The sequence below is a fragment of the Lysinibacillus sp. 10T31 genome, from assembly GCF_056394365.1.
The window spans coordinates 15,688-35,713 of sequence record NZ_JBFTHS010000048.1 but is presented as its reverse complement, the minus strand read 5'-3'; the positions used below and the strand labels follow the sequence as shown (position 1 = coordinate 35,713).

General features: G+C 35.5%; 18 protein-coding genes and 1 pseudogene. 8 read left to right on the top strand and 11 right to left on the bottom strand.

Annotation, left to right across the window (positions count from 1 at the left end):
- Window positions 1-207: 207 nt before the first annotated feature.
- Window positions 208-834, bottom strand: a complete 627-nt coding sequence (locus AC1DCY_RS21790; protein ID WP_477353487.1) for a nitroreductase family protein — start codon at window positions 832-834, stop codon at window positions 208-210.
- Between the two features lie 28 nt (window positions 835-862).
- A complete protein-coding gene (locus tag AC1DCY_RS21785) occupies window positions 863-1,267 on the bottom strand; it encodes an Ohr family peroxiredoxin (protein ID WP_477353486.1) in 405 nt (134 codons plus the stop codon).
- 149 nt (window positions 1,268-1,416) lie between these two features.
- Between AC1DCY_RS21785 and AC1DCY_RS21780 the strand changes: the two genes are divergently transcribed.
- The 3 genes from AC1DCY_RS21780 to AC1DCY_RS21770 all read left to right on the top strand — a co-directional run bounded on the left by AC1DCY_RS21780 (window position 1,417) and on the right by AC1DCY_RS21770 (window position 3,892).
- Window positions 1,417-1,863, top strand: coding sequence for a MarR family winged helix-turn-helix transcriptional regulator (locus AC1DCY_RS21780; protein WP_477353485.1), 447 nt, complete (start codon window positions 1,417-1,419; stop codon window positions 1,861-1,863).
- 473 nt (window positions 1,864-2,336) lie between these two features.
- Window positions 2,337-3,194, top strand: coding sequence for a peptidoglycan DD-metalloendopeptidase family protein (locus AC1DCY_RS21775; protein WP_477353484.1), 858 nt, complete (start codon window positions 2,337-2,339; stop codon window positions 3,192-3,194).
- A 152-nt stretch (window positions 3,195-3,346) separates the two neighbouring features.
- The gene (locus AC1DCY_RS21770) at window positions 3,347-3,892 is read left to right on the top strand and encodes an NADPH-dependent FMN reductase (protein WP_415730953.1); all 546 of its coding nucleotides are present in this window, start codon (window positions 3,347-3,349) and stop codon (window positions 3,890-3,892) included.
- A 179-nt stretch (window positions 3,893-4,071) separates the two neighbouring features.
- On the opposite strand, the gene AC1DCY_RS21765 is transcribed toward AC1DCY_RS21770, so the two are convergent.
- The 3 genes from AC1DCY_RS21765 to AC1DCY_RS21755 form a co-directional block, all read right to left on the bottom strand.
- Entirely contained in the window at window positions 4,072-4,716 is a 645-nt protein-coding gene (locus AC1DCY_RS21765; protein ID WP_477353483.1) for a methyltransferase family protein, read from the bottom strand.
- 22 nt (window positions 4,717-4,738) lie between these two features.
- The gene (locus tag AC1DCY_RS21760) at window positions 4,739-5,536 is read right to left on the bottom strand and encodes a MerR family transcriptional regulator (protein ID WP_477353482.1); all 798 of its coding nucleotides are present in this window, start codon (window positions 5,534-5,536) and stop codon (window positions 4,739-4,741) included.
- Window positions 5,537-6,010: 474 nt separating this feature from the next.
- A complete protein-coding gene (locus AC1DCY_RS21755; protein ID WP_477353481.1) occupies window positions 6,011-6,379 on the bottom strand; it encodes an HsmA family protein in 369 nt (122 codons plus the stop codon).
- 313 nt (window positions 6,380-6,692) lie between these two features.
- Between AC1DCY_RS21755 and AC1DCY_RS21750 the strand changes: the two genes are divergently transcribed.
- Window positions 6,693-7,112, top strand: coding sequence for a DUF4440 domain-containing protein (locus AC1DCY_RS21750; RefSeq protein WP_477353480.1), 420 nt, complete (start codon window positions 6,693-6,695; stop codon window positions 7,110-7,112).
- 101 nt (window positions 7,113-7,213) lie between these two features.
- On the opposite strand, the gene AC1DCY_RS21745 is transcribed toward AC1DCY_RS21750, so the two are convergent.
- The 4 genes and pseudogenes from AC1DCY_RS21745 to AC1DCY_RS21730 all read right to left on the bottom strand — a co-directional run bounded on the left by AC1DCY_RS21745 (window position 7,214) and on the right by AC1DCY_RS21730 (window position 12,084).
- A complete protein-coding gene (locus AC1DCY_RS21745) occupies window positions 7,214-8,920 on the bottom strand; it encodes a methyl-accepting chemotaxis protein (RefSeq protein WP_477353479.1) in 1,707 nt (568 codons plus the stop codon).
- A 574-nt stretch (window positions 8,921-9,494) separates the two neighbouring features.
- Entirely contained in the window at window positions 9,495-10,364 is an 870-nt protein-coding gene (locus AC1DCY_RS21740) for a DMT family transporter (protein ID WP_477353478.1), read from the bottom strand.
- A gap of 228 nt (window positions 10,365-10,592) precedes the next feature.
- Complete coding sequence (locus AC1DCY_RS21735; RefSeq protein WP_477353477.1) at window positions 10,593-11,336, bottom strand: SDR family NAD(P)-dependent oxidoreductase; 744 nt, start codon at window positions 11,334-11,336, stop codon at window positions 10,593-10,595.
- Window positions 11,337-11,351: 15 nt separating this feature from the next.
- Window positions 11,352-12,084, bottom strand: a pseudogene (locus AC1DCY_RS21730) (SDR family NAD(P)-dependent oxidoreductase).
- A gap of 167 nt (window positions 12,085-12,251) precedes the next feature.
- On the opposite strand from AC1DCY_RS21730, the gene AC1DCY_RS21725 reads away from it, so the two are divergent.
- On the top strand, window positions 12,252-13,373 hold the full coding sequence (locus AC1DCY_RS21725) for a LuxR C-terminal-related transcriptional regulator (RefSeq protein ID WP_477353476.1): 1,122 nt from the start codon (window positions 12,252-12,254) through the stop codon (window positions 13,371-13,373).
- A gap of 71 nt (window positions 13,374-13,444) precedes the next feature.
- On the opposite strand, the gene AC1DCY_RS21720 is transcribed toward AC1DCY_RS21725, so the two are convergent.
- Window positions 13,445-14,632: a M24 family metallopeptidase gene (locus AC1DCY_RS21720; RefSeq protein ID WP_477353475.1), complete on the bottom strand. Its 1,188-nt coding sequence runs from the start codon at window positions 14,630-14,632 to the stop codon at window positions 13,445-13,447.
- Between the two features lie 130 nt (window positions 14,633-14,762).
- Here AC1DCY_RS21720 and AC1DCY_RS21715 point away from each other — a divergent pair, with 130 nt between their 5' ends.
- Together AC1DCY_RS21715 and AC1DCY_RS21710 are read left to right on the top strand one after the other, a co-directional pair.
- Window positions 14,763-15,635 (top strand): LysR substrate-binding domain-containing protein, encoded by an 873-nt coding sequence (locus tag AC1DCY_RS21715; protein WP_477353474.1) that lies wholly within the window; start codon window positions 14,763-14,765, stop codon window positions 15,633-15,635.
- A gap of 305 nt (window positions 15,636-15,940) precedes the next feature.
- On the top strand, window positions 15,941-16,489 hold the full coding sequence (locus AC1DCY_RS21710) for an RNA polymerase sigma factor (RefSeq protein ID WP_132360114.1): 549 nt from the start codon (window positions 15,941-15,943) through the stop codon (window positions 16,487-16,489).
- Between the two features lie 232 nt (window positions 16,490-16,721).
- Here the strand turns inward: AC1DCY_RS21710 and AC1DCY_RS21705 are convergent, their stop codons facing one another.
- Entirely contained in the window at window positions 16,722-18,665 is a 1,944-nt protein-coding gene (locus AC1DCY_RS21705) for a helix-turn-helix domain-containing protein (protein WP_477353473.1), read from the bottom strand.
- A 132-nt stretch (window positions 18,666-18,797) separates the two neighbouring features.
- On the opposite strand from AC1DCY_RS21705, the gene AC1DCY_RS21700 reads away from it, so the two are divergent.
- Complete coding sequence (locus AC1DCY_RS21700) at window positions 18,798-20,024, top strand: MFS transporter (RefSeq protein ID WP_477353472.1); 1,227 nt, start codon at window positions 18,798-18,800, stop codon at window positions 20,022-20,024.
- Window positions 20,025-20,026: the final 2 nt, after the last annotated feature.

Here is a 20,026-nt window from a genome sequence, read left to right as displayed (position 1 = left end):
CTGATATGGTAAGATGGGTATAGCTCATAACGATTCCTCCGTTTGAATGTTGGTGTGGTAACTACATTCTACACGAGGTCGTTATGGGCTTCCTTTATATTGATTTCTGAGTGTTGCACTTAATATTACAATCCGTCATTTATAAAAAAGCAATGTCCTCAAAATGCATTCAAGGACATTGCCAAAATCGATCGTACAACCGATAAATTATTTATTGAAGCGTACAAGGCGCTCAATTGGAAGACGTGAAGAACCATAAGCTGGTCCAACTGCCTCGCCAATCGCTAGTAATAAAATAGGTACTTCGTTCGTTGGTAATTCCATATATTCAGCAAATTTTGATTTGTCGAAGCCACCCATTGGGACTGTATCATAGCCCATTTCCTTCGCTAATAGCATAATTTGCATTGAAATTAAGCCTGCGTCAAAGTGAACGATATTTAGTAGTGCCTCTTTTGGAATCGCACCATACATTGCTAGAGAGTCCTGGGCAAGCTTATTTGCAATTTCTTCGGGCATATAGCCTAGCTCAACGTTTTCTGCATAAATTTCCTCTGCATTTAGATACATTTCTGTATCTCCAATGACAGCGATAATGGCAGATGCTGTTTCGATTTGTTCTTGATTAAATGAAAAAATATTAATGTTCTTTTGAATTTCCTTATCATCAATGACGATAAAGCGCCATGGCTGCATATTACTTGAAGATGGGGCTGAAGTTGCATCTTGTAACAGTTGCATAATCGTTTCACGAGAAATCGTTGTGTTAGCATTGTATTTACGAACCGATTTACGCTCGTGCATAATTTGTTTTACTGGTGTATTTGTTGTCATATTATTTCCCTCTTTTACTATATATTAATTAAACCGCTTTAATTGTTACGTTGATATTGCCCATTGTCGCTTTTGAATATGGACAAACGGTATGTGTTAACTCTAATAATTGTTGTGCTTCTTCAATTGATAAGCCTTCAATATGTCCTTCAATGTCAACAGCAAGCACGTAGTCAAATGCAGCTTGCTCCATTAGTTTAACCGTCGCTTTAATTGTTGATGCCCCTTGAATTTTCTTTTGACGTTTAATTAAATCTAAAGCGCTATTAAAGCAAGCGCTATAACCTGCTGCAAATAGTTGTTCTGGGTTTGTAACATCCGCTAATTTCGAGCCAGGTGGTGCAATATTTAATGATAACGATTGATCCTCTGCATACGATTTACCATTACGGCCACCGTTATTAATCATTGTTGTTGTATATAATTCTTTCATAAGATTAACCTCCTTTTCTGCGGCACTATCAAATTAAGTTGTGTACAATTTAATTGTGCGTAATTGATTGTATACAATTTAATTGTGTTTGACAAGTAGAAACTTTATTTTTAATATTAGTATCAAAAGTACTTAAAGAGGGGATTCCTATGCCGAATCATTTAGATAATCAACTATGCTTTCTTTTGTATGCGACTTCAAAGGAAATCATTCGACAATATACGATGTTATTAAAGCCATATGATTTAACTTATACAGGTTATATTGCCATACTAGCGATAGAGGACGATGAGCAAATTACGGTGAAGGAATTGGGGAAACGTTTATTTTTAGACTCTGGTACATTAACACCAGTACTAAAAAAGTTAGAGGTAACAGGCTACGTCCGTCGTGAGCGTTCCAAAGAAGACGAACGACAAATGCAAATCTATTTAACAAAAGCAGGAATTAAAGTACGCCAACAGCTACCTGAAGTGTCACGTCAAGTAATGAAGCAAACCAACATTTCAGAGCAGCAGTATGGGCAGCTGAAAAACGCCCTTCAAGATATTTTACTAAACGACTTGCCAATCAAGGATGAAAAGCTAGGAAAATAAAATGATTTATGAGTCTCTCCTTGAACTATTGGATCAATCACATAGAATTCAGCCACAAAATGTTAACGCCAGCTATCAAGTTGGCGGTTTTCTATTTTATATAATAAAAACAGGGATAATCAGACATATTCCTATACACATGCCTGCCTTGTTTTTAATTGCCTCAATCTAACCCACATAACCCGAAAATTATGCTATATCCTCAATTTAATGATAACTGTTACTTGTAACCTCACTAGCCTGTAAAGTTTGACTTGGAGTGGAGACTAGGCGACTCCTTGGGGACTAACGTCTCAGATGAGATCCTGCAGCGAAGCGGCTCATCGAACGCCCCCAGGAAAGGGCCAAGTCGGAACGGAAATCAACCACACGTTATGATAATGAGCGGAAAAAGGAGTTCTTGAAACTTTTCGCAATTAAAGCACGTAAATATAATGAAATGTTTTATTTATACATAAATGGGGGTTGTTATAGTGGAGAAGTTCAGTAGTCCAGAAGAAGTCATAGATATTTGGTTAAGCGAAGGTTACGAAAAAGTTTATGATGCTACATCAAAAGATTTTCAGCAGATAGTCACTTTAGAACAATTCATTGAGCTAAGCACATCTTTTAATAGTAGCGTGAAAAATTATCAATTAGAAACTAAGACGATATTACAAGGTTTAACGCATTACGTATGGTTAGACGATAAACGTGAGAAAGCGGTTGTAGTTTCCTTTGATCAATTTAATCAAATACATGGTTTTTGTTTAAAGCCTTTTACTTCTTATCCAAAAACGGACCAACAATATACAAAAAATAAATACATAATGCCAATTAGAGATGAGTGGTTTGTTTTTTGGGGTGGTACAAATGAATTTGTAAATTATCATTATGTATATGAAAATCAGCGATATGCTTACGATTTAGTAAAAGTTCAAGATGGACAATCTTATCAAAAAAGCCCAATTCAAAATGAAAATTTTTATGCTTTTGATGAAGATATTATAGCACCAGCAGACGGTAAAGTCGTAAAAGTTGTAGATGGAATAAACGATAATGTACCTGGTGAAATGGATGAACATAATGCAGCAGGAAACTATGTCGTGATTGAACATGCTAATAATGAATTTAGTATGATCGCACATTTTAAAATGAACTCGATTTTAGTAAAATCAGGCGACATCGTTACAGAAGGGCAACTTATAGGAAAATGCGGAAACTCTGGTAATTCATCAGAAGCTCATATTCACTTTCAGGTAATGGATGCCCCTGAGATTGTACATGGAAAGGCCATTCGTATTCTATTTAAAGATGGTAAAGAGCCAATACAAGGGGATACGATATCTTGAACATGTGAAGCGAAAGCAAAGTGTCAGGTATGGAAGCTCTCACCTCTAGAGGTGGTGAGATGAACGCGGGATTAAGTTACTCTTCGATAAGATAGTTCGAAATTTTTGATTTTTATGTATTTGCGTATGTATTCTATTCAAGAGGTGATAGAATGGCCACACATAAAAAGATAATAGCTATTTCAGGTAGCATTCGAGAAGGCTCTTCCAATACGAATATATTAAAGGCTTTAGCAGCTTTTATTCCTGAAAGTATTGATTATTCAATTTATAACGGAATACAAGACCTTCCGCATTTCAACCCGGATATAGACGGAACGGAACCGCCAGCTGTTGTCGAGAGTTTTAGAAAAACGTTAGCTGAATCAGATGCGCTTATTATTTGTACGCCAGAATACGCAAAAAGTGTTCCAGGAGTTTTGAAAAATGCTTTAGAGTGGCTTGTCTCATCTGCCGAACTTTATAAAAAACCAGTAGCTGTTATAACAGCTTCTCCAGCAATTACTGGGGGAGACAAAGCGCATGAATCTTTACTACTTACGCTGGGAATGCTTGATACTAACATTGTTGAAGATGGATCATTGCTAGTCCCATCTGTCGGAACTAAATTTAACGATAATGCTACAGTGAAAGACGAGAGCACTAAGCAATCACTTATCGACCTTATTAATAGTTTAGTGTACGAGATTAATAAATAATAAACTTTATTATTCACAATAAATTGGTGTAGCTACTGCGGTTTCTAAAAAGAGCTATAGACCATATTTTATGCCTTACTCCTAGCAGGGGTAGGCTTTTTCTTTTATGGATAAGAAATTGACGCCGAAACAACAAGCATTTGCTGATGCTGAAAGAAGTATTCAAATTTCGTTACTATTTACCAAATAAAAGGAATTAGCTTTTTAGTTTTCTGTTTATATAGTGTAAATTGTTCTCCATACTTGTTTTGTAAGTAATCATCAGATTTTGGAATATAGCCAAAAACAAATACTAAGAATAAACCTAGAGGGATAAGTAAACTATAAATATTGTTAGAGATTAGCGCTAAGCCTAGTACCCAAAGGCAATCTCCAAGATAATTAATATGAATCGCATATTTAAATAAACCGCCTGTATATAGTTTACCTTGGTTTGCAGGATTGTCTTTAAAAGGCTTTCTAAGTAACTCTGAAACTGTGTTTAACATACTGCCCCCTAAAAATAATATCCACCCTACAATAAGTACTGTTAAGTTTGGATCCTGATTACTAGTAATCATTAAAATGGGGAAACCTAAATAATAAATCCCGAAAGCTAGACTATTCATGATGGCTTCTTGCCATGCAATACCCCTAGGTAACCATATAAACATCATTGCTGTTAATCGTAAAGCTGTAATAATTAAAGCAATAAAAAGCCCTAGTGAAATGCCTGATTTGTCATATGTAATGAAAAGTAAGTAATAAGCAATGATTAAATAGATAATCTCAGCAACTAAAATCAAGAATTTTTCTTTTACCGTTGGCTGGTTTATACCATACATTGTAAGACGCTCCTTCATTTTTTTATTTTATTGGGAAATATACCTCTATGATATTACTCTCCTCTGGTGTGCTATAGGGGTCCGTTTGATAAACTTCAAACGGAGCACCGTTCAGTTTATAGTTATTTTCATCAATCCAAACATGCAGCTTTGTATGAATAGAAGGTAATTCATCGTAAGAGCCAATAAGCGTAGCCATTGCGCAAAGACCAGGATTAAACACTTTTGTTTTATTTGTGGCCATTGCAAGAGGAATGGCAATTTCTACATCATAATTTTCAGGTTCATATTCTGAATCATGGAAAATAGCAAGTGGCTTTGCGATAGGTGATAGATTCTCAAACAAAATTTTACTAAACAACTCATTAAAGTGTAGTAGAAAATCAGCGGTATTTATTTGTTTTCGTTGAGATAATATATGATAGGTTAAGTGATCAACAAGTTTAATCTCAATCTGATCTAAGTAACCCATGATATTTTCATCTTCTTCTAATAGCTGAATATCATGCTTTAATTTTTTTGACAACGAAGAATAAAATGTAATCTGTTGTGTCAGATTTTCTTGCTTGGCTTTCATTTTAGCGTTAAGAAGTTCAGTATTCTCCCAATTAGCTAAAATAACCTTGATTTCTTCTAATGAAAATAAATAGCTTTTTAAGCGTGCAATCAATAATGCTGTTTCTAATTGAGAAATATTGTAATAGCGATAGTTGTTTTTAGCGTCTATGAAAGCAGGTTTTAAAAGTCCAATTTCATCATAATAGCGAAGAGTCTTCAATGTGAGATGTGAGACCTTTGAAAACTCACCGATCGTAAGCATAACAATCACCTCCTGTTTTAAATATAATGCTTCCTGTAAGGGGAGGGTCAAACAATGTAACTAAATTTTTTTATCGTCATATAAAATATTGGCGGAATTAGGGAGTAATAGATTGTGAGACGGCATTAGGGTGGGAGTAGTTCAATGAATTTGATTTAACCTCAAGTTGGGTATACATTCCACAGGAATAAAAGGAAAAAGTTGATCTAGAAAGTCATGTAAAAAAGGACTTCTTGGATCAACTTCAGAGGTTATGGCTATCCTTATACGCACATTTCATCATCGCAGTGGCTGGGGAATCCTGTGATAGCAATGGATTTGGAGATTTTTATTAATCCCCAGTACTTAAGTGCTGCAAGAACATCAAATGAAGATTATTGGCAAGGTGAGTGAAAGAAGTTTCGAGGAGAAAGAAAAAGCCGCAGCGTTGGAAGACGCTACAGCTTAAATCCATCCTTTATGTTATTAAATTGGTCATTTAGTCATTCCATATATCATTCCAGATATATAAGGAATCAACCAAATGAACCATACTAATATACTTAACGTATGGAATTTTCTCATCATTTTTGAGTCTTTTTTTACCAATACAATAGAAGCCCAAATTGCATGAAATAACATTAACAAGATTGCTAATAAACCTGTTATGCCATGAAAACTAAATAGAGATCCTTGAGAGGCCATTTTTTCCATCATGGTAGTTCCAAGTGTATCGCATAGTAAGCCTATCCAAAAAATAATCACATGCCATAACTTTAATGTTTTTTGGAATTTTTCTGCCCATACTCCTACTGAATAAAAAATTAGTGCTGCTGTAATAAATATAGTAGCAATTATTAGCATTTCAATCACCCGATTCATAGCACTATTTAAATGTCTTTTTCCCTAAAAAAGAATATATACACCTATTGCTCAGACTTATTATAAAAAAGCAATATGAACAACAGATGAACAACAACTGCTACATCAAAAGAGTTTCGGGATTCTATGCATAATCTATTAAATATAGATAAAAGTGGTTAATTTGGCATGTCTGTCTAAATATATTACTCTAATGAATCTACAAACAGGAACAATATGTTTTTGGGGAATATTCATAATATTTAGTTTTGTGTTAATATATTTACTGAACTATATTTTATGAGGGGGTTTTTAAATGTCTTCTACGACAACTTTAATCGAAGATTTTCAAAGTTTTTTTATTCGTTTTCAAAATGTATGGAATGGTTGCAATGCAGATGAAATGAATGCTTTGATTTCACCGGATATAGTAGTACGGTGGGTAGGACCTGGTACTGATATTTCAGATTGGGGATACGAAGAGACTTGTAAAGGTTGGGTAGAGGCATATAAACATTACGAAGGTCATGATCCAAAATGGCACTTTAAGGAATTGCATATTACACCTGCATCTGACAATGAAGTGATTGCAACGTTTTGGGTAACTTTTGAAATGGATGGGAAATTTATAGATGTAGTGAAATTATTTGTGCAGAGATTTAGGAAAGAACAAAATGATGAATGGAAATTAATAAGGGAATATTGTGAGCATCTAAGTTCCGTAGCTTTAACATAAAACTAAAAGGATTAAGTCCGGTTCAATACCGAACTTAATCCTTTTAAGCAAGGGGGTCACTTACAAATGAAGTGACCCCCTAGTTAGGGTTTTGAACATTATTATACTCGGAATTGAGCTGCTAAGTTTCTTAACTCTTCTGCCAAGTTTGCAAGTGCATAAGCAGATGATGAAATTTCCTCCATTGATGCCGTTTGTTCTTCGGTCGTAGCAGAAATACTTTCTGTGCCTGCTGCGTTAGATTTAGTTATGGAGTGGATCGTATTCACACTACCAACAATTTCTTCGGTGCCTGCTGCCATTTGTTCGACTGCTGCAGATACTTCTTCTACCTGCATCGTAACACTTTGAATGGCATCTTGAATTGAAGCAAAAGTAGTACGTGTATTTTCTGTTGTTTTAATTCCTTCATTAACTCCCGCTGTTACTAACTTCATTGATTCAACAGCCGTTTGAGTATCTTTCTGTGTCTCTGAAATCAACACTTCAATTTGGTTTGAAGAAACAGCAGACTGTTCTGCTAATTTTCTAACCTCATCTGCAACGACGGCAAAGCCCTTCCCATGCTCGCCAGCACGTGCGGCTTCAATTGCGGCGTTCAGGGCAAGGAGATTTGTTTGTTCAGCAATTGCTGTAATCGAATCAATAATTTGACCGATTTCATTAGAACGTTTTCCTAACAAGTCGACAACTTCGGATAAGCCTTTTACTTGTTCTGTGATGTCTATCATTTGTTGATTCATTTGATTCGCGGCATTCATACCATTTATTACTAGGGATAAAGAATCCCCTGAAAGTTCGCTTACAGCTTGAGCATTTCCAGCCACTTGTTGAACACCTGTCGAAAGCTCATTAACGGTATTGACTGTGTTGGAAACACTATTTAGTTGCTCTACAGATCCATGAGCGATAGTTTCCATCGTATTGGCAACCATCTCTGTTGCCTTTGTAGTTTCTGCTGCATTAACATTTAATTCTTCAGATGCTGCAGCTACATGATTAGCAGTTTCAGTGACTTTAGTTACCGTATTACGAATATTATTAATCATCGAATTAAATGATCGAGTTAATTGACCAATTTCATCTTTGGATGAATAGGTGCCTTGCACAGTCAAATCACCGTCGCCTGCCTTTAACATATTAGCCTGCAACTCTTTAACTGGATTCACAATTAAACGTCCAATCCATGTTGCTAATGTTATAAAGAAAATAATGGCTAAAATAGTGAGAATGGCAGTAACAAGCATAGTATTGAATTGATTTTGCTTATTTATTTCATTTATCTGTTTGGCATGTTCAGAACATAGAGTCATAAGATTGCGTGCATCAGCTGCAGCTTTTTCGCGAAAATCATCTAAAGTTGTAGTGTATATAGAATAGGCATCCTCGTTTTGGTTCTTACCAGCCAAATTAATGACATCCGTCATGGCACTCGTATAACCGTCGAGATTAGATTTAAGAGACTCTAATAGTTTTTGTTCATCTTTTTGTCCATTGTAAGAGTCTTCGAATTTTCCGATTGATTCTTCAATACTTTTAACTCTTTCTGTGATGTTTGCTTGTAGTTCGGCATTACGTTTAGGATCCAAAGTAATCATGAGTTCTAAAACGAAAGCATCCATCGCACGATTGTCAGTTCGGATTTGACCGATATATTGAATTGGCAAAAGTGACTCACTGTACATTTCGCTAGATTTTTTTGCCATATCATTAATGTAATAAAAACCGCCACCTGAAATAATTAGCAAAAAAATAACAGCAGTCGTAATGAGCGTTAAAATTTTCTTTCTAATAGAAAAGTTTTTCAAATGTATTTCCTCCATTGGTTCAATTGTTTACAAAAAATGGTATATACTAATAACTTTGAATATATTGAGTAATATATTTTGTAATAATATACCACATATAAAACGTTAATAAGAGAAGAGTGAATTATGGAATTTTTTTGTGAAAAATGAAGAATTACAGCTTATTGCAATCGAGTTTACTGACGGAAATCTTAATTTTGCTTTCGGTAAAGTACGCGATAAATAGATGCCGTTCTTTTTTTACTTTCAACAGTAAATAATATTTCCTCATATTAGAACAATTGCTTCGGTTGTTGTTTTTATTTTTAATAAGTAGTCACTTAAAGAATGCATATTAAACCTGCATCCGACAATGAAGTGATTGCAACGTTTTGGGTAACCTTTAAAATGGATGGGACATTTATAGATGCAGTGAAATTATTCGTTCAGAGATTTAGGAAAGAACAAAATGATGAATGGAAACTAATAAGAGAATATTGTGAGCATCTAAATTCAGAATCTTTTATTTCTAACTAACTTAGGTTCTCGCTAAATTATAAAAAGCTGAATGAAGATCATTCAGCTTTTAGTATGTTTATTCTCGAATAACCAATAGTACACCACTAAAGATTAATGCAGTTCCAACCCAAAAGGATAGGCCGATTTGTTCGCCTAGTAATAGCCATCCTAGGAAGGTGCCGACGATTGGTTGAAAGAAGAAAAATAAACCACCACTTGCAGCATTGAGCATCTGTAATCCGCGATTCCACAGTAAGAAGCCACACGCTGTAGAGATAACGCCTAAGTAGAGTAAGCCGCCCCAGATTGATGGTTCTGCCATAGCATGAAAGTCTAAATTTTTTAATCGTGGAATGGCTAAAGGTGTTAAAACAATGATAGCGACAAGTGTTCCGTAGCTAGTGACAACGACTTGTGAATACTGCTCCGGTACCCGTTTAATAAGGACGGACATCAGTGACCAGGTTAGGGCAGCGATTAGTAAAGCAACCCCACCTAATTGATGTGAGGAATCGATATGTGCACTTCCTACGATCATATAGACCCCAAATGTCGCTAGAATAATAGAAACAGCTTTTTTGAAAGTGATTTTTTCTTTTAAAATGAATCTCGCAAAAACAACCATAAATGCCGGTGTCGTTGCTGTAATGATGGCGCCCATTTGAGCAGTAGACAGCATAGTACCCATCTCTTGGGCAACGATAGAAATCGTATTTCCAATTAGCCCAATCATAAAGATTAACAGCCAGTCTCGTTTATCAATTCGCCACGATTGTTTTGTAATAATGCCAATGATGATCAAAGCAATTATTGCAATCATATAGCGTAGCCATACTAATTCTAAAGGTGGTACGGTATCGACAACTACCTTTACTACTACATACATGCCGCCCCAAATGCTAGCAGCAAGTGATAAATATAAGGAACCTAATAAGGTTTTTTTCATTTTTTCCCCTCCGTTATCTCTAGACAATGCCTGTCCTTAACGGAGAAATGATGATTCTCCGTTAAGGGAGAATAACTTCAGGTACATCGTGTTCAAATAATGGTGAAAAGATCATAATATAGCCAGCTCCTTTTATAATATTTCATTTATCATATAACATTTTTTTGAATTTGAGAGAAAAAAATGATCTGAATCCAGTAAATTACCGAATTCAGACCATGTAATAGATTATTGAGCTGTATAGCCGCCATCAACAAGAAGGGTAGTACCATTGACAAAGCTTGCATCATCGCAAGCTAAAAATAGTACAGCTTTTGCTATTTCCTCTGGTTTACCAAGTCTGCCCTGTGGATGAAGTGAAGCTAAGTAATCTTTCTTTTGAGCATCTACTTCAGAGAGTAGGGGAGTGTCAATGTATCCCGGACATACTGCATTAACACGAATGCCTTCTTTTGCATAAGCAGTACATAAGTTTTGTGTTAATAGTTTTACGCCACCTTTTGCAGAGGAGTAGGCTGTTGGAGCTGGTAAGGAAACAAAACTATGAATGGAACCAGCGTTAACGATAACACCGCCTGTACCTTGTTTAAGAAATTGTTCGATTGCATATTTATCAGAAAGAAATACACCCGATAAATTAATATCAATCGTTCTTTTCCATTTTTCGTAGGATAATTCATGTGCTGGAGCATCATCAGCTACACCAGCGTTTGCATACATAATATTTAGCTTACCGTATTTATTAACCGTTTCATTCATCATGTTTTGGATTTCTTCTTCTTTTGTTACGTCTGTTTTAACGAAAAGAGTATCATATCCATTACTATTTAATTCTTCTGAAATGCTTTGTCCACGATCAGAAAAATCTGCAATAACTACTTTTGCACCTTCTTCAACAAATAGGCGAACAGTCGCTTCTCCAATGCCACTTGCGCCACCTGTTACGATTGCTACTTTATCTTTTAATTTCATATTTAATCCCGCCTTTTATTTTGCTGTTGCTCCACCATCAATGACGAATTCGGCACCTGTTGAGAAAGAAGATTCATCAGAGGCTAAAAACAATACCATCTTAGCCACTTCGTTGACAGAGCCCAAACGTCCTAATGGGAAGAGATTTTTACCTAATTGTTCTTTAGAGTTACCAGTTGTTTCTGAGGCATAGTCTGCCATTCCAGTATCGATGTAGCCTGGATGAATAGAGTTTACTCTAACACCAGCAGAGGCATATTCCATCGCGGCATCCTTTGTCATAATACGAACTGCACCTTTACTTGCTCCAGTTAAACCTGCTATAGATGAAGCATTAATGACAGAACCCTTATTTTGTTTAGCCATTAGTGGCATAATATGTTTCATTCCAAGGAATACACCTGTCACATTAATGGACATTAAACGATTCCATTCGGCTAATTCAATTTCTGCAAGAGGCTTAATTATATAAATACCAGCATTGTTGAAGAGCACATCAACTTTGCCAAAAGTATTGATTGTTTCATCAGCAACCTTTTTCCAATCATCTTCGTTGCTGACATCATGACGTACGAAAAGAGCTTCTCCACCAATTGCCTTGGATATCCTTTACTGTTGCACTTCCTGATTGCTCATTAATGTCCGTAATAACTACTTTTGCTCCTTCATTAGCAAATAAAAGTGCAGTCTCTTTGCCGATTCCTGTACCTCCACCTGAGATAATGGCTACTTTGTTTTCTAATCTCATAACAACCACGCACCCTCCATTTTAGGATTCAAAAGTATTCACTACTATCTAGTGATACTTCCATCATACCCGTTTCGTTCTGAAATACTATCCTATAAGATGCTGTATAATATTGAATGAATATCGTCCATTTATAGGGTGATTAATTGTGAAGGAGCAGGATTTTTATGACCCATTCATATGAAGAAGTTACATTCCAGGAATTTGTCTTGTTCATTAAAATCTATAGCAAACAGCTAGAAGAAAATATAAATATCTATCTTAATCTAGAGCCTTCCATTTCTGTGTCAGATCGAAAAATGACTACGATGCTGTTGGATTCGTTTATTCTTCTGTTAACTAATATTGATATTGAAGATATAAATAAAGCATATGGAGGTTATTTGGATACGTGGCTTCAATCGCAATTATCCATTATAGATGTGAGAAGCTTTAACTTGTTTCAATTAATTTTTGAGAAGTCCTTGATTACCTTTATGATTCAACAGAAACATAGCAGAATGAACGCAATATTAATGTTTGTACTATCGATGTTTACTTATCTTGTTCAAAGTTATAACAAATGTGAGGAAGAGCATAAGACAAAGTCCGAATCACGTGTAAGCTTGGAACTGAAAAACCTTCGATTGTTAGATCAACTTAATAAGCTACTGATTCGTTGTTCTGGATATCAAGATTTCGCCTATATATTAAAAAAATGTGAAGAGTATTTTCAATATAAAAGATGCGTCTTTTATGCATATGTCCCATGGTCAAATCAATTCTACGGGGTCATTGGGGCGGAGCTTTCAAAAGTACAGAGCATGAAGGGGCAGCTCACTGAACAACATTTAGTTTTTGGCTCAAAGAAGCCGATTTATTTAAAAGATCCTAAAAATTTTGTGAGAGAAGAGCATATAAAATTATTTAATTTGTCCTCTGTTATCTTTATCCCGATTATTCATGATGATCAATTGTTTGGGTGGCTGACATTTGATCAGCTAGGTGAAGAATTTGATTGCACTAAAGATGAATTGCAGTTACTTGAACAAGTTGGGAAACGCTTGGGGTTATTTTTATCAAGAAAAGGTGAAAAATTGGAGAACTCCTCTGAGCTTCACTTAACAGAAAGGGAAGCTATGATTTTGGGCTTATTAGCAGAAGGGTATGACAATAAAAAAATAGGTAGCTTACTGTTTTTAAGTGAACACACGGTAAGAGATTATGTCAGCAGTCTAATGACAAAGCTAAAAGCAAAGAATCGCACACAAGTTGTCGCTTCTGCTTTTCGATTGGGGCTGTTGAACTGAGTGAATATCGATTAATGGTTCGCGCGGAGTAGGAGGATACCCGCGCGAAGCCTCGCGGAAATAAAGCGAGGCTATTTTTTATTCAAATTTAAAGATTTTCTAATTATGCTTCCTTTAAGTTTAGACAGTATGTTTGATTTTTCAATGACTAAACTATTCAAATCTAAAGGGGCGTGTGTTAACAATTCATATCCATCATTTGTGATTAATATGGTATCTGAATGTCTAAAGCCTCCTTTACCCTCGAAATATATGCCAGGTTCAATAGTAATAATCATATTTTCTTGTAAAATATCATCGCTTCCTTCAGCAATAAATGGACCTTCGTGATTACTTAATCCTATTCCATGGCCAGTTCTATGAAGCATATTATTGACCAACCCGTGTTGAGCAAGATAATTTCGTGCTTCAGAGTCTACATCTGAAGCCCTAACGCCTGGTTTTAATATTTTTAACGACTCCTCTCTTGCTCGTAACATATGGTGAAATAGCTCCTGTTCATCCTTTGTAGGTTTGTCTAGAAAAAAAGTACGTTCGCACTCTGAAGCATAGCCATTTATACGAAAGTAAGCCATCGAAACTTGAGGACCTTCACCTAATTTGTCCGTTATAGATGGAATACTATGTGGCATTGAACTTAATGGAGCGGGCCATACGATAGAGGTAAGAGATGTTGTAATTGGATCAAATTGTTGTGAACGAATCAATTGCTTTTGTACAACATTTGAAATTGAGAAGGATTCAACAACCCCTGCGCCTTTGTATGAAGATTGTAGTATCTTTTCTATTGCCATATCAGATTGCTTGGCGCTGAATCTAATTTTTTCCAGTTCGTATGCACTTTTTACCTGACGTTGGTCTGCTACAAGATGACTAGCCTGTAGATTTTTTGCCTCGATTTTTAAATAAACCTCTGCTTTAACATTATTCTCAATGCCTGTATGATTAAATTTTTTTAGAAGCTGATGTAAAATATCGAACCAATTGCTACCGTTTGGAGATGGATAGTCCCAATATGAAATAATGTCACAGTCTAGAATACCTTTATGAACATGGGCCTCCTCTAATTTCGGGACTAGTAAAACAGGCTTGCTATCTAATGAGATAATAATGAAAAATGGGCGTTCTTCAGGCTTAAACGTGACATTTGTAAAAAACCAAATGTCATCCTCAGCTGTGATGATGTAGGAGTCTAAAGAGTGTTTTTTCATAGCATTTTGTAAACATTTTATACGCATCAGTAATTCTTTATCTAACATGGAAATACCTCCCTAAAAGTCAAAGAGCAATTTCTTTTGATTGTAAATAATTTAGATCATAATGTGAAATACATAGAATATACAGTTTTAATACTTATAAGGTATTACAAAAATTGAAGGGGTAGACGTCGTGGAACTAAGACATATACGTTATTTCATAGCTCTTGCGGAAGAATTAAATTTTAGCCGTGCTGCAGAACGTTTACTTATTTCTCAGCCACCTCTTAGTAGACAAATTAGGGAGTTGGAAGTAGAGGTCGGTGCACAGTTGTTTATTCGAACAAAGCGCTATGTTGAATTAACAAACGCAGGGGAAGTATTCCTGAAAAGAGCCTATCAAATTCTTGATCAAGTAGATCAGGCTTGTATTGCAGCGAGGGCAACAGAAAGTATGGAAGAATTGAGCATTGGATTTACCGGTACAGCTCAAGACATTGCTCCAACTATACAAAAATTTAAAGAGTTAAATCCGTCTGTTACCATTATATTGCAGCAAATGAGTACAGCAGAACAGATTAAAGCATTACATGAAAAGAAAATAGATCTAGGATTACTTTCTTCACCTATTCATAACAAAGAAATAAAAACAAGATTACTAAAACAATGCCTGTTCATGGCGGTCTTGCCTAAATCTCATCCTCTGGCACTAAAAAAATCAGTATACATGCACGATCTTGAGGAAGAACCATTTATAATGACCACTCGATCAGCAGGTGCATTGTATTACGATACGCTTATTGAGATTTTTCGGAATGCTGGGTTCAAACCGAAAATTGCGATTCACACGAATGATCTTCAGACAGGTTTGACATTGGTTTCAACGGGTATAGGTATTACATTAACACCATCATCTATCGTTCCGTTAAGTGGAGTTATACAGAGGGAAGTAGAGGATCTTATATTTTCAATAGATATGTATGTTGCATGGAGACATCAAAATCAATCCCAAGCGCTTCAGAAGTTTCTTTCATTCTTAACGGAGTATGCAGATGCAGAAAAATGAGAATCCATAGGTATCGCGTAAGGGAATTCAACTATTAAAGAGTTCAGCGGATTCTGTGTTGTAAAATCCGGATTTTTTAAATAAATACTATTGAAAGTACAATAAAAAAGTAGTGATAAAGGCATATTGTGTAGCTTTCCTCTGAAAAATAAGTATAGTAATAAAACAATATTTACGAATATTACAAGTGAAAGCATTTAAGCTTACACGATTGTAATGTAATTGAAAGCCAATACGATAGAGTGTAATACATTATTTTGCGAGAATGTGTATAGAAGCAAGAACAAGAAGCGGAGGAATACACAATGAATGAAAAATTAGAAGGCGTATATGAGGAATACAATCGTTACATATACCACTTATGTTTAAAACTTACTCGCAATAATGTAGAAGCTGAAGATTTAATGCAAGAAGTATGGGTAAAAGTTGTGCGCTATGAGGATAGCGTTGCCGAGGTGGAGCATATTAAAGCTTGGCTAACAACAATTACAATGAATACATTTAGAGATCGCTATCGTAAAAAAACACGACGTAGTAAATACATGATGAACCAACCTGAAACATTAGACGTACCGATATTAGATTTGGTTCCCAACAATGACATTTCAACAGAAGAAAAAATTGAAAAAGATATTGTTACTAAATTAGTACAGGATAAAATGGGTCAATTAGATACAATCTATCGTAAAACATTATGGTATTTCTACATAGACCAATTTTCACTTGCAGAAATCTCTTCAATTATGAAAGTGTCAATTGGTACTGTGAAATCTCGTTTATTCCGTGCAAAAGCTCGTTTAAAAGAAATGCTAATGGCCGATGCATCCATAGTAGAGTCAGTGCTACCAGCATAATTAAATGCATTGGTCGCACTAGCATAATTACTTAGACGGAAGTATTCGCCCGGCCAATCCAAGAAAAGATGCATCGCAAAATTATTTTACGATGCATCTTTTTTTGTATGGATTTTTTATCGTAGGGAACGTCGGTAGTATAACGCTATCGTTGATAAATATACTGAAACGCCGGTAGAAGCATCAGAGCTGATAAAGATCAACCAACGCCGATAAACGACAATTTTATTTTTCACTCAGTTAAATGCAGGGCTAAATGAATTTCTAAATAATGTGCGGGATTGTGTAAATCTCGATCTAATAATTGCTCAATTTTTTCAAGTCGATGGTATAGCGTATTTTGGTGAATGTGTAAGGTGGAAGCCGTTTTCGAAATAGAACGATTTTGATGAATGTAACAACGAAGTGTTTCAAGTAAAGTTTCATCCTTTAGCTTGTATAACGGAGCTAATATATCATGGACAAATTGTCCGAGCTCTTCTTCGGTTTGCTTGCTAAATAATCGATTAATACCAAGATCTTCATAACTAATAATTGTTACTTCATTTTCTTTTTGTGCGTGGCGCAGAGCTAGCCTGAGTGCTTGCTTACTTTCTTCTGCACTCTGAGCAACCTTTAGTAAGTGGTCCTGTACAGCTCCTATGCCAATTGCAACTTGTTGATGATAAAACTGAACCCAACTAATGATTGCCTGTGTTAATTGTTGTTTTATTTTTTGACGTAACGCTGTATCTCCTTGTAGTACCCAAACGACCGTTTCACGCTGTGTAAATATAAAATGCTGATCTTTAAAATACTGCTGAACATGTTGAATAAATTGCATACTATTTTTATGAGAAAAATGTTTCAGCCTAAATTTTACGACGAATGTTGGCTTCTTGATATCAAGTCCTAACTCATCATAACGAGAATCAACGAGAGGGGCACGTCCAGAGATAAGTTGTTGGAAAAGCTCAAAACGTTCTTTAAAATTTGTTTGCCCAGCTGCTTGTACTTGTAATGATTTTAAAGTTAAGCTCATCGCCGTATTTTCAATAATCATACGTTGCTGACTCGTTAATTGCTCTACACCCTGAATAATTAAATAGCCAAAAGTTTCTTTTTTATTTCCAATTGGAAAAACATAGCCTATATCAATTAATTGTTCTTTGTTAATTGTTGCGAGCTTGTCCATCTGAGCCTGCTGTAAAAATGTTTTACGATCTGCTAAATTTACATATTGAACGTCTAATTGTAATAATTCCTTCGTTGTTTGAATGATTTTTATTTCTTGTACATTTTGCAAGGATAGTTTAATAAAGATTTGATGTATTTCATGTTGCTTTACAAAGTAAGCATTTAGCCGTTCTATTTCTTCATATGCTTCCGCATTTCTTATAGCAACTGCTGCCTGCGATGCGAAACTTTCTAGGAGTCTTAAATCACTTTGTTGAAAAGCACGTTTATTTGTATATTGATGGACAATCATTACACCAAGTTTTCTTTCATTAAAGGTAATAGGAACAGCCATCGATGTATTATTCTCGATTTTTCCTAAATGTACGGCTTCCATTAATGCGTCTAGATTAACTTTTGAGACATTGTTCATGATCTCTAATGTTTCTTGATGGTTGTATATGCCTGATACACCTGTTTGAAATGTATAACCTGCCATTCCCTCGCCCAATTGCGGGGTATAATCAAAGATACGTTCTGTCATACTCGCACTAGCTACTGTATATAAACGCTTCATTTCATGGTTGAATAACATTAAAAATCCACGATCAATTACTGGAATAGCTAAAATGGCAAAATCCATGATAGTTTGCAATAACGTTTTTATTTTCAAAGTTGAATTCATCGCCCCCATGAGCTGTATAATTGCTAATTTTTGCTCACGCTGCTGTATGAGGATTTTCTGATAGAAGGTCTTTTCTAGCTGCCAAGCTAAAAATTGCTCATCATAACCTGTAAAATCTCCAAAAATAATCCCTTGTACAATATACTCATTTGGCTCCTGTATGTATAACGTTGCACTGAAGTGTTGCTGTTGTTTATCCCAATGTATTCCTTTAAGATCGGGGTTTATATCACATGGCTGACCAGAAAATAAAGACCATTCCTTTGTTGCGCTATAAATATAAAAGCTACAATTGTCATCGTTCAATATAATTTCTTCATGTTCCCCTAGAGACATCGTTATTTCGACTCCATTCTCTAAATTTCAGAATATATTCTAATGAACTTTTATAAACATTGTAAGATATTCTAATGATTTCGTCCTTTATTTTTCTTAATATTTAGATAATTTAACGAAAGGGGTGGAATTATGAATGTCGAACAGAAAAACCGCAGTAATTTAATTTTAGGCGTTTTATTCTTTGGATGGATGGTTTCTTACATTGATCGGACCGCTATTAGCCTAGCTTTAATTAGTATTGGCAAAGATTTGTCCTTATCAGCTACTGAGCTGGGATTTGTTTTAAGTGCTTTCTTCTTTGGATATGCTGCGATGCAAATTCCTGGTGGATGGCTAACGGATAAGTACGGAACGATTAAATTATTAGTTGGTGCAGTTATTTTTTGGTCAGTTTTCACAGCATTCACAGGACTAGCTTGGTCACTCACTTCACTGCTCTTAATTCGATTTTTATTTGGTATTGGAGAAGGTGGATATCCTGCCGCAAGTACGAAAGCAATCTCTATATATTTTCAGAAAGAACAACGTACAAAGTCTCAAGCGACAATGATGTCATCCAATATGATAGGTGGTGCAATCGCTCCTATTATTTGTGCTCCTCTATTATTAGTAATGGATTGGCGCAATGTATTTTTCTTAATTTCCGGTTTAGGACTAATTTTTGTGATTGCTCTTTTGTGGAGTACGAAAAATGCACAAACATTTATCTCAGAGGAGCGAAAGGAAAACGAAGAGAAGGGCTCTTTTAGGAAAGTATTAAAAAATACTTATTTAATGCGTGTACTTCTGGTTTTCTTTTTTATTAATATTGCAAACTGGGGATTAAACTCATGGATGCCAACATATTTAATGCAAGTGCATGGTTTAGATTTAAAAAATGTCGGATTCATCGCTGCCATACCAGCCATTTTTGGAATGATTGGAATGATTATAAGTGGGCGTATCATCACAAAGCTAGGAGGGCGCTCGAAATATGGCGTGATTTTCGGAGCAGTTGTGCTAGCTGTTTGTTTATATCTCATGTCTACAGCTGCTTCTGCAGCACTAGCTATTACGTATCAATCAATCGCCTTTATATTCGTATCTTTTATGGCCTCGTTTATATTTACAACGCCACACCGTGTTGTCAATCAACAAAATGTTGGAACAGCTTTTGGCCTCGTAAATTTTGGTGGACAAGCAGCTGGGATTATTTCTCCAACAATTATGGGTTATTTAATTAATGCTTCGGGCGGTTCTTTTAAAACATCGTTTATATTTTTAGCCATTATGTGTGTCATCGCTGCTGTAATCGCTGTTACTTTACCAGTTAATCATCAGCAACAAACAAATATAAAATCTGTGGAGGGATACTAACT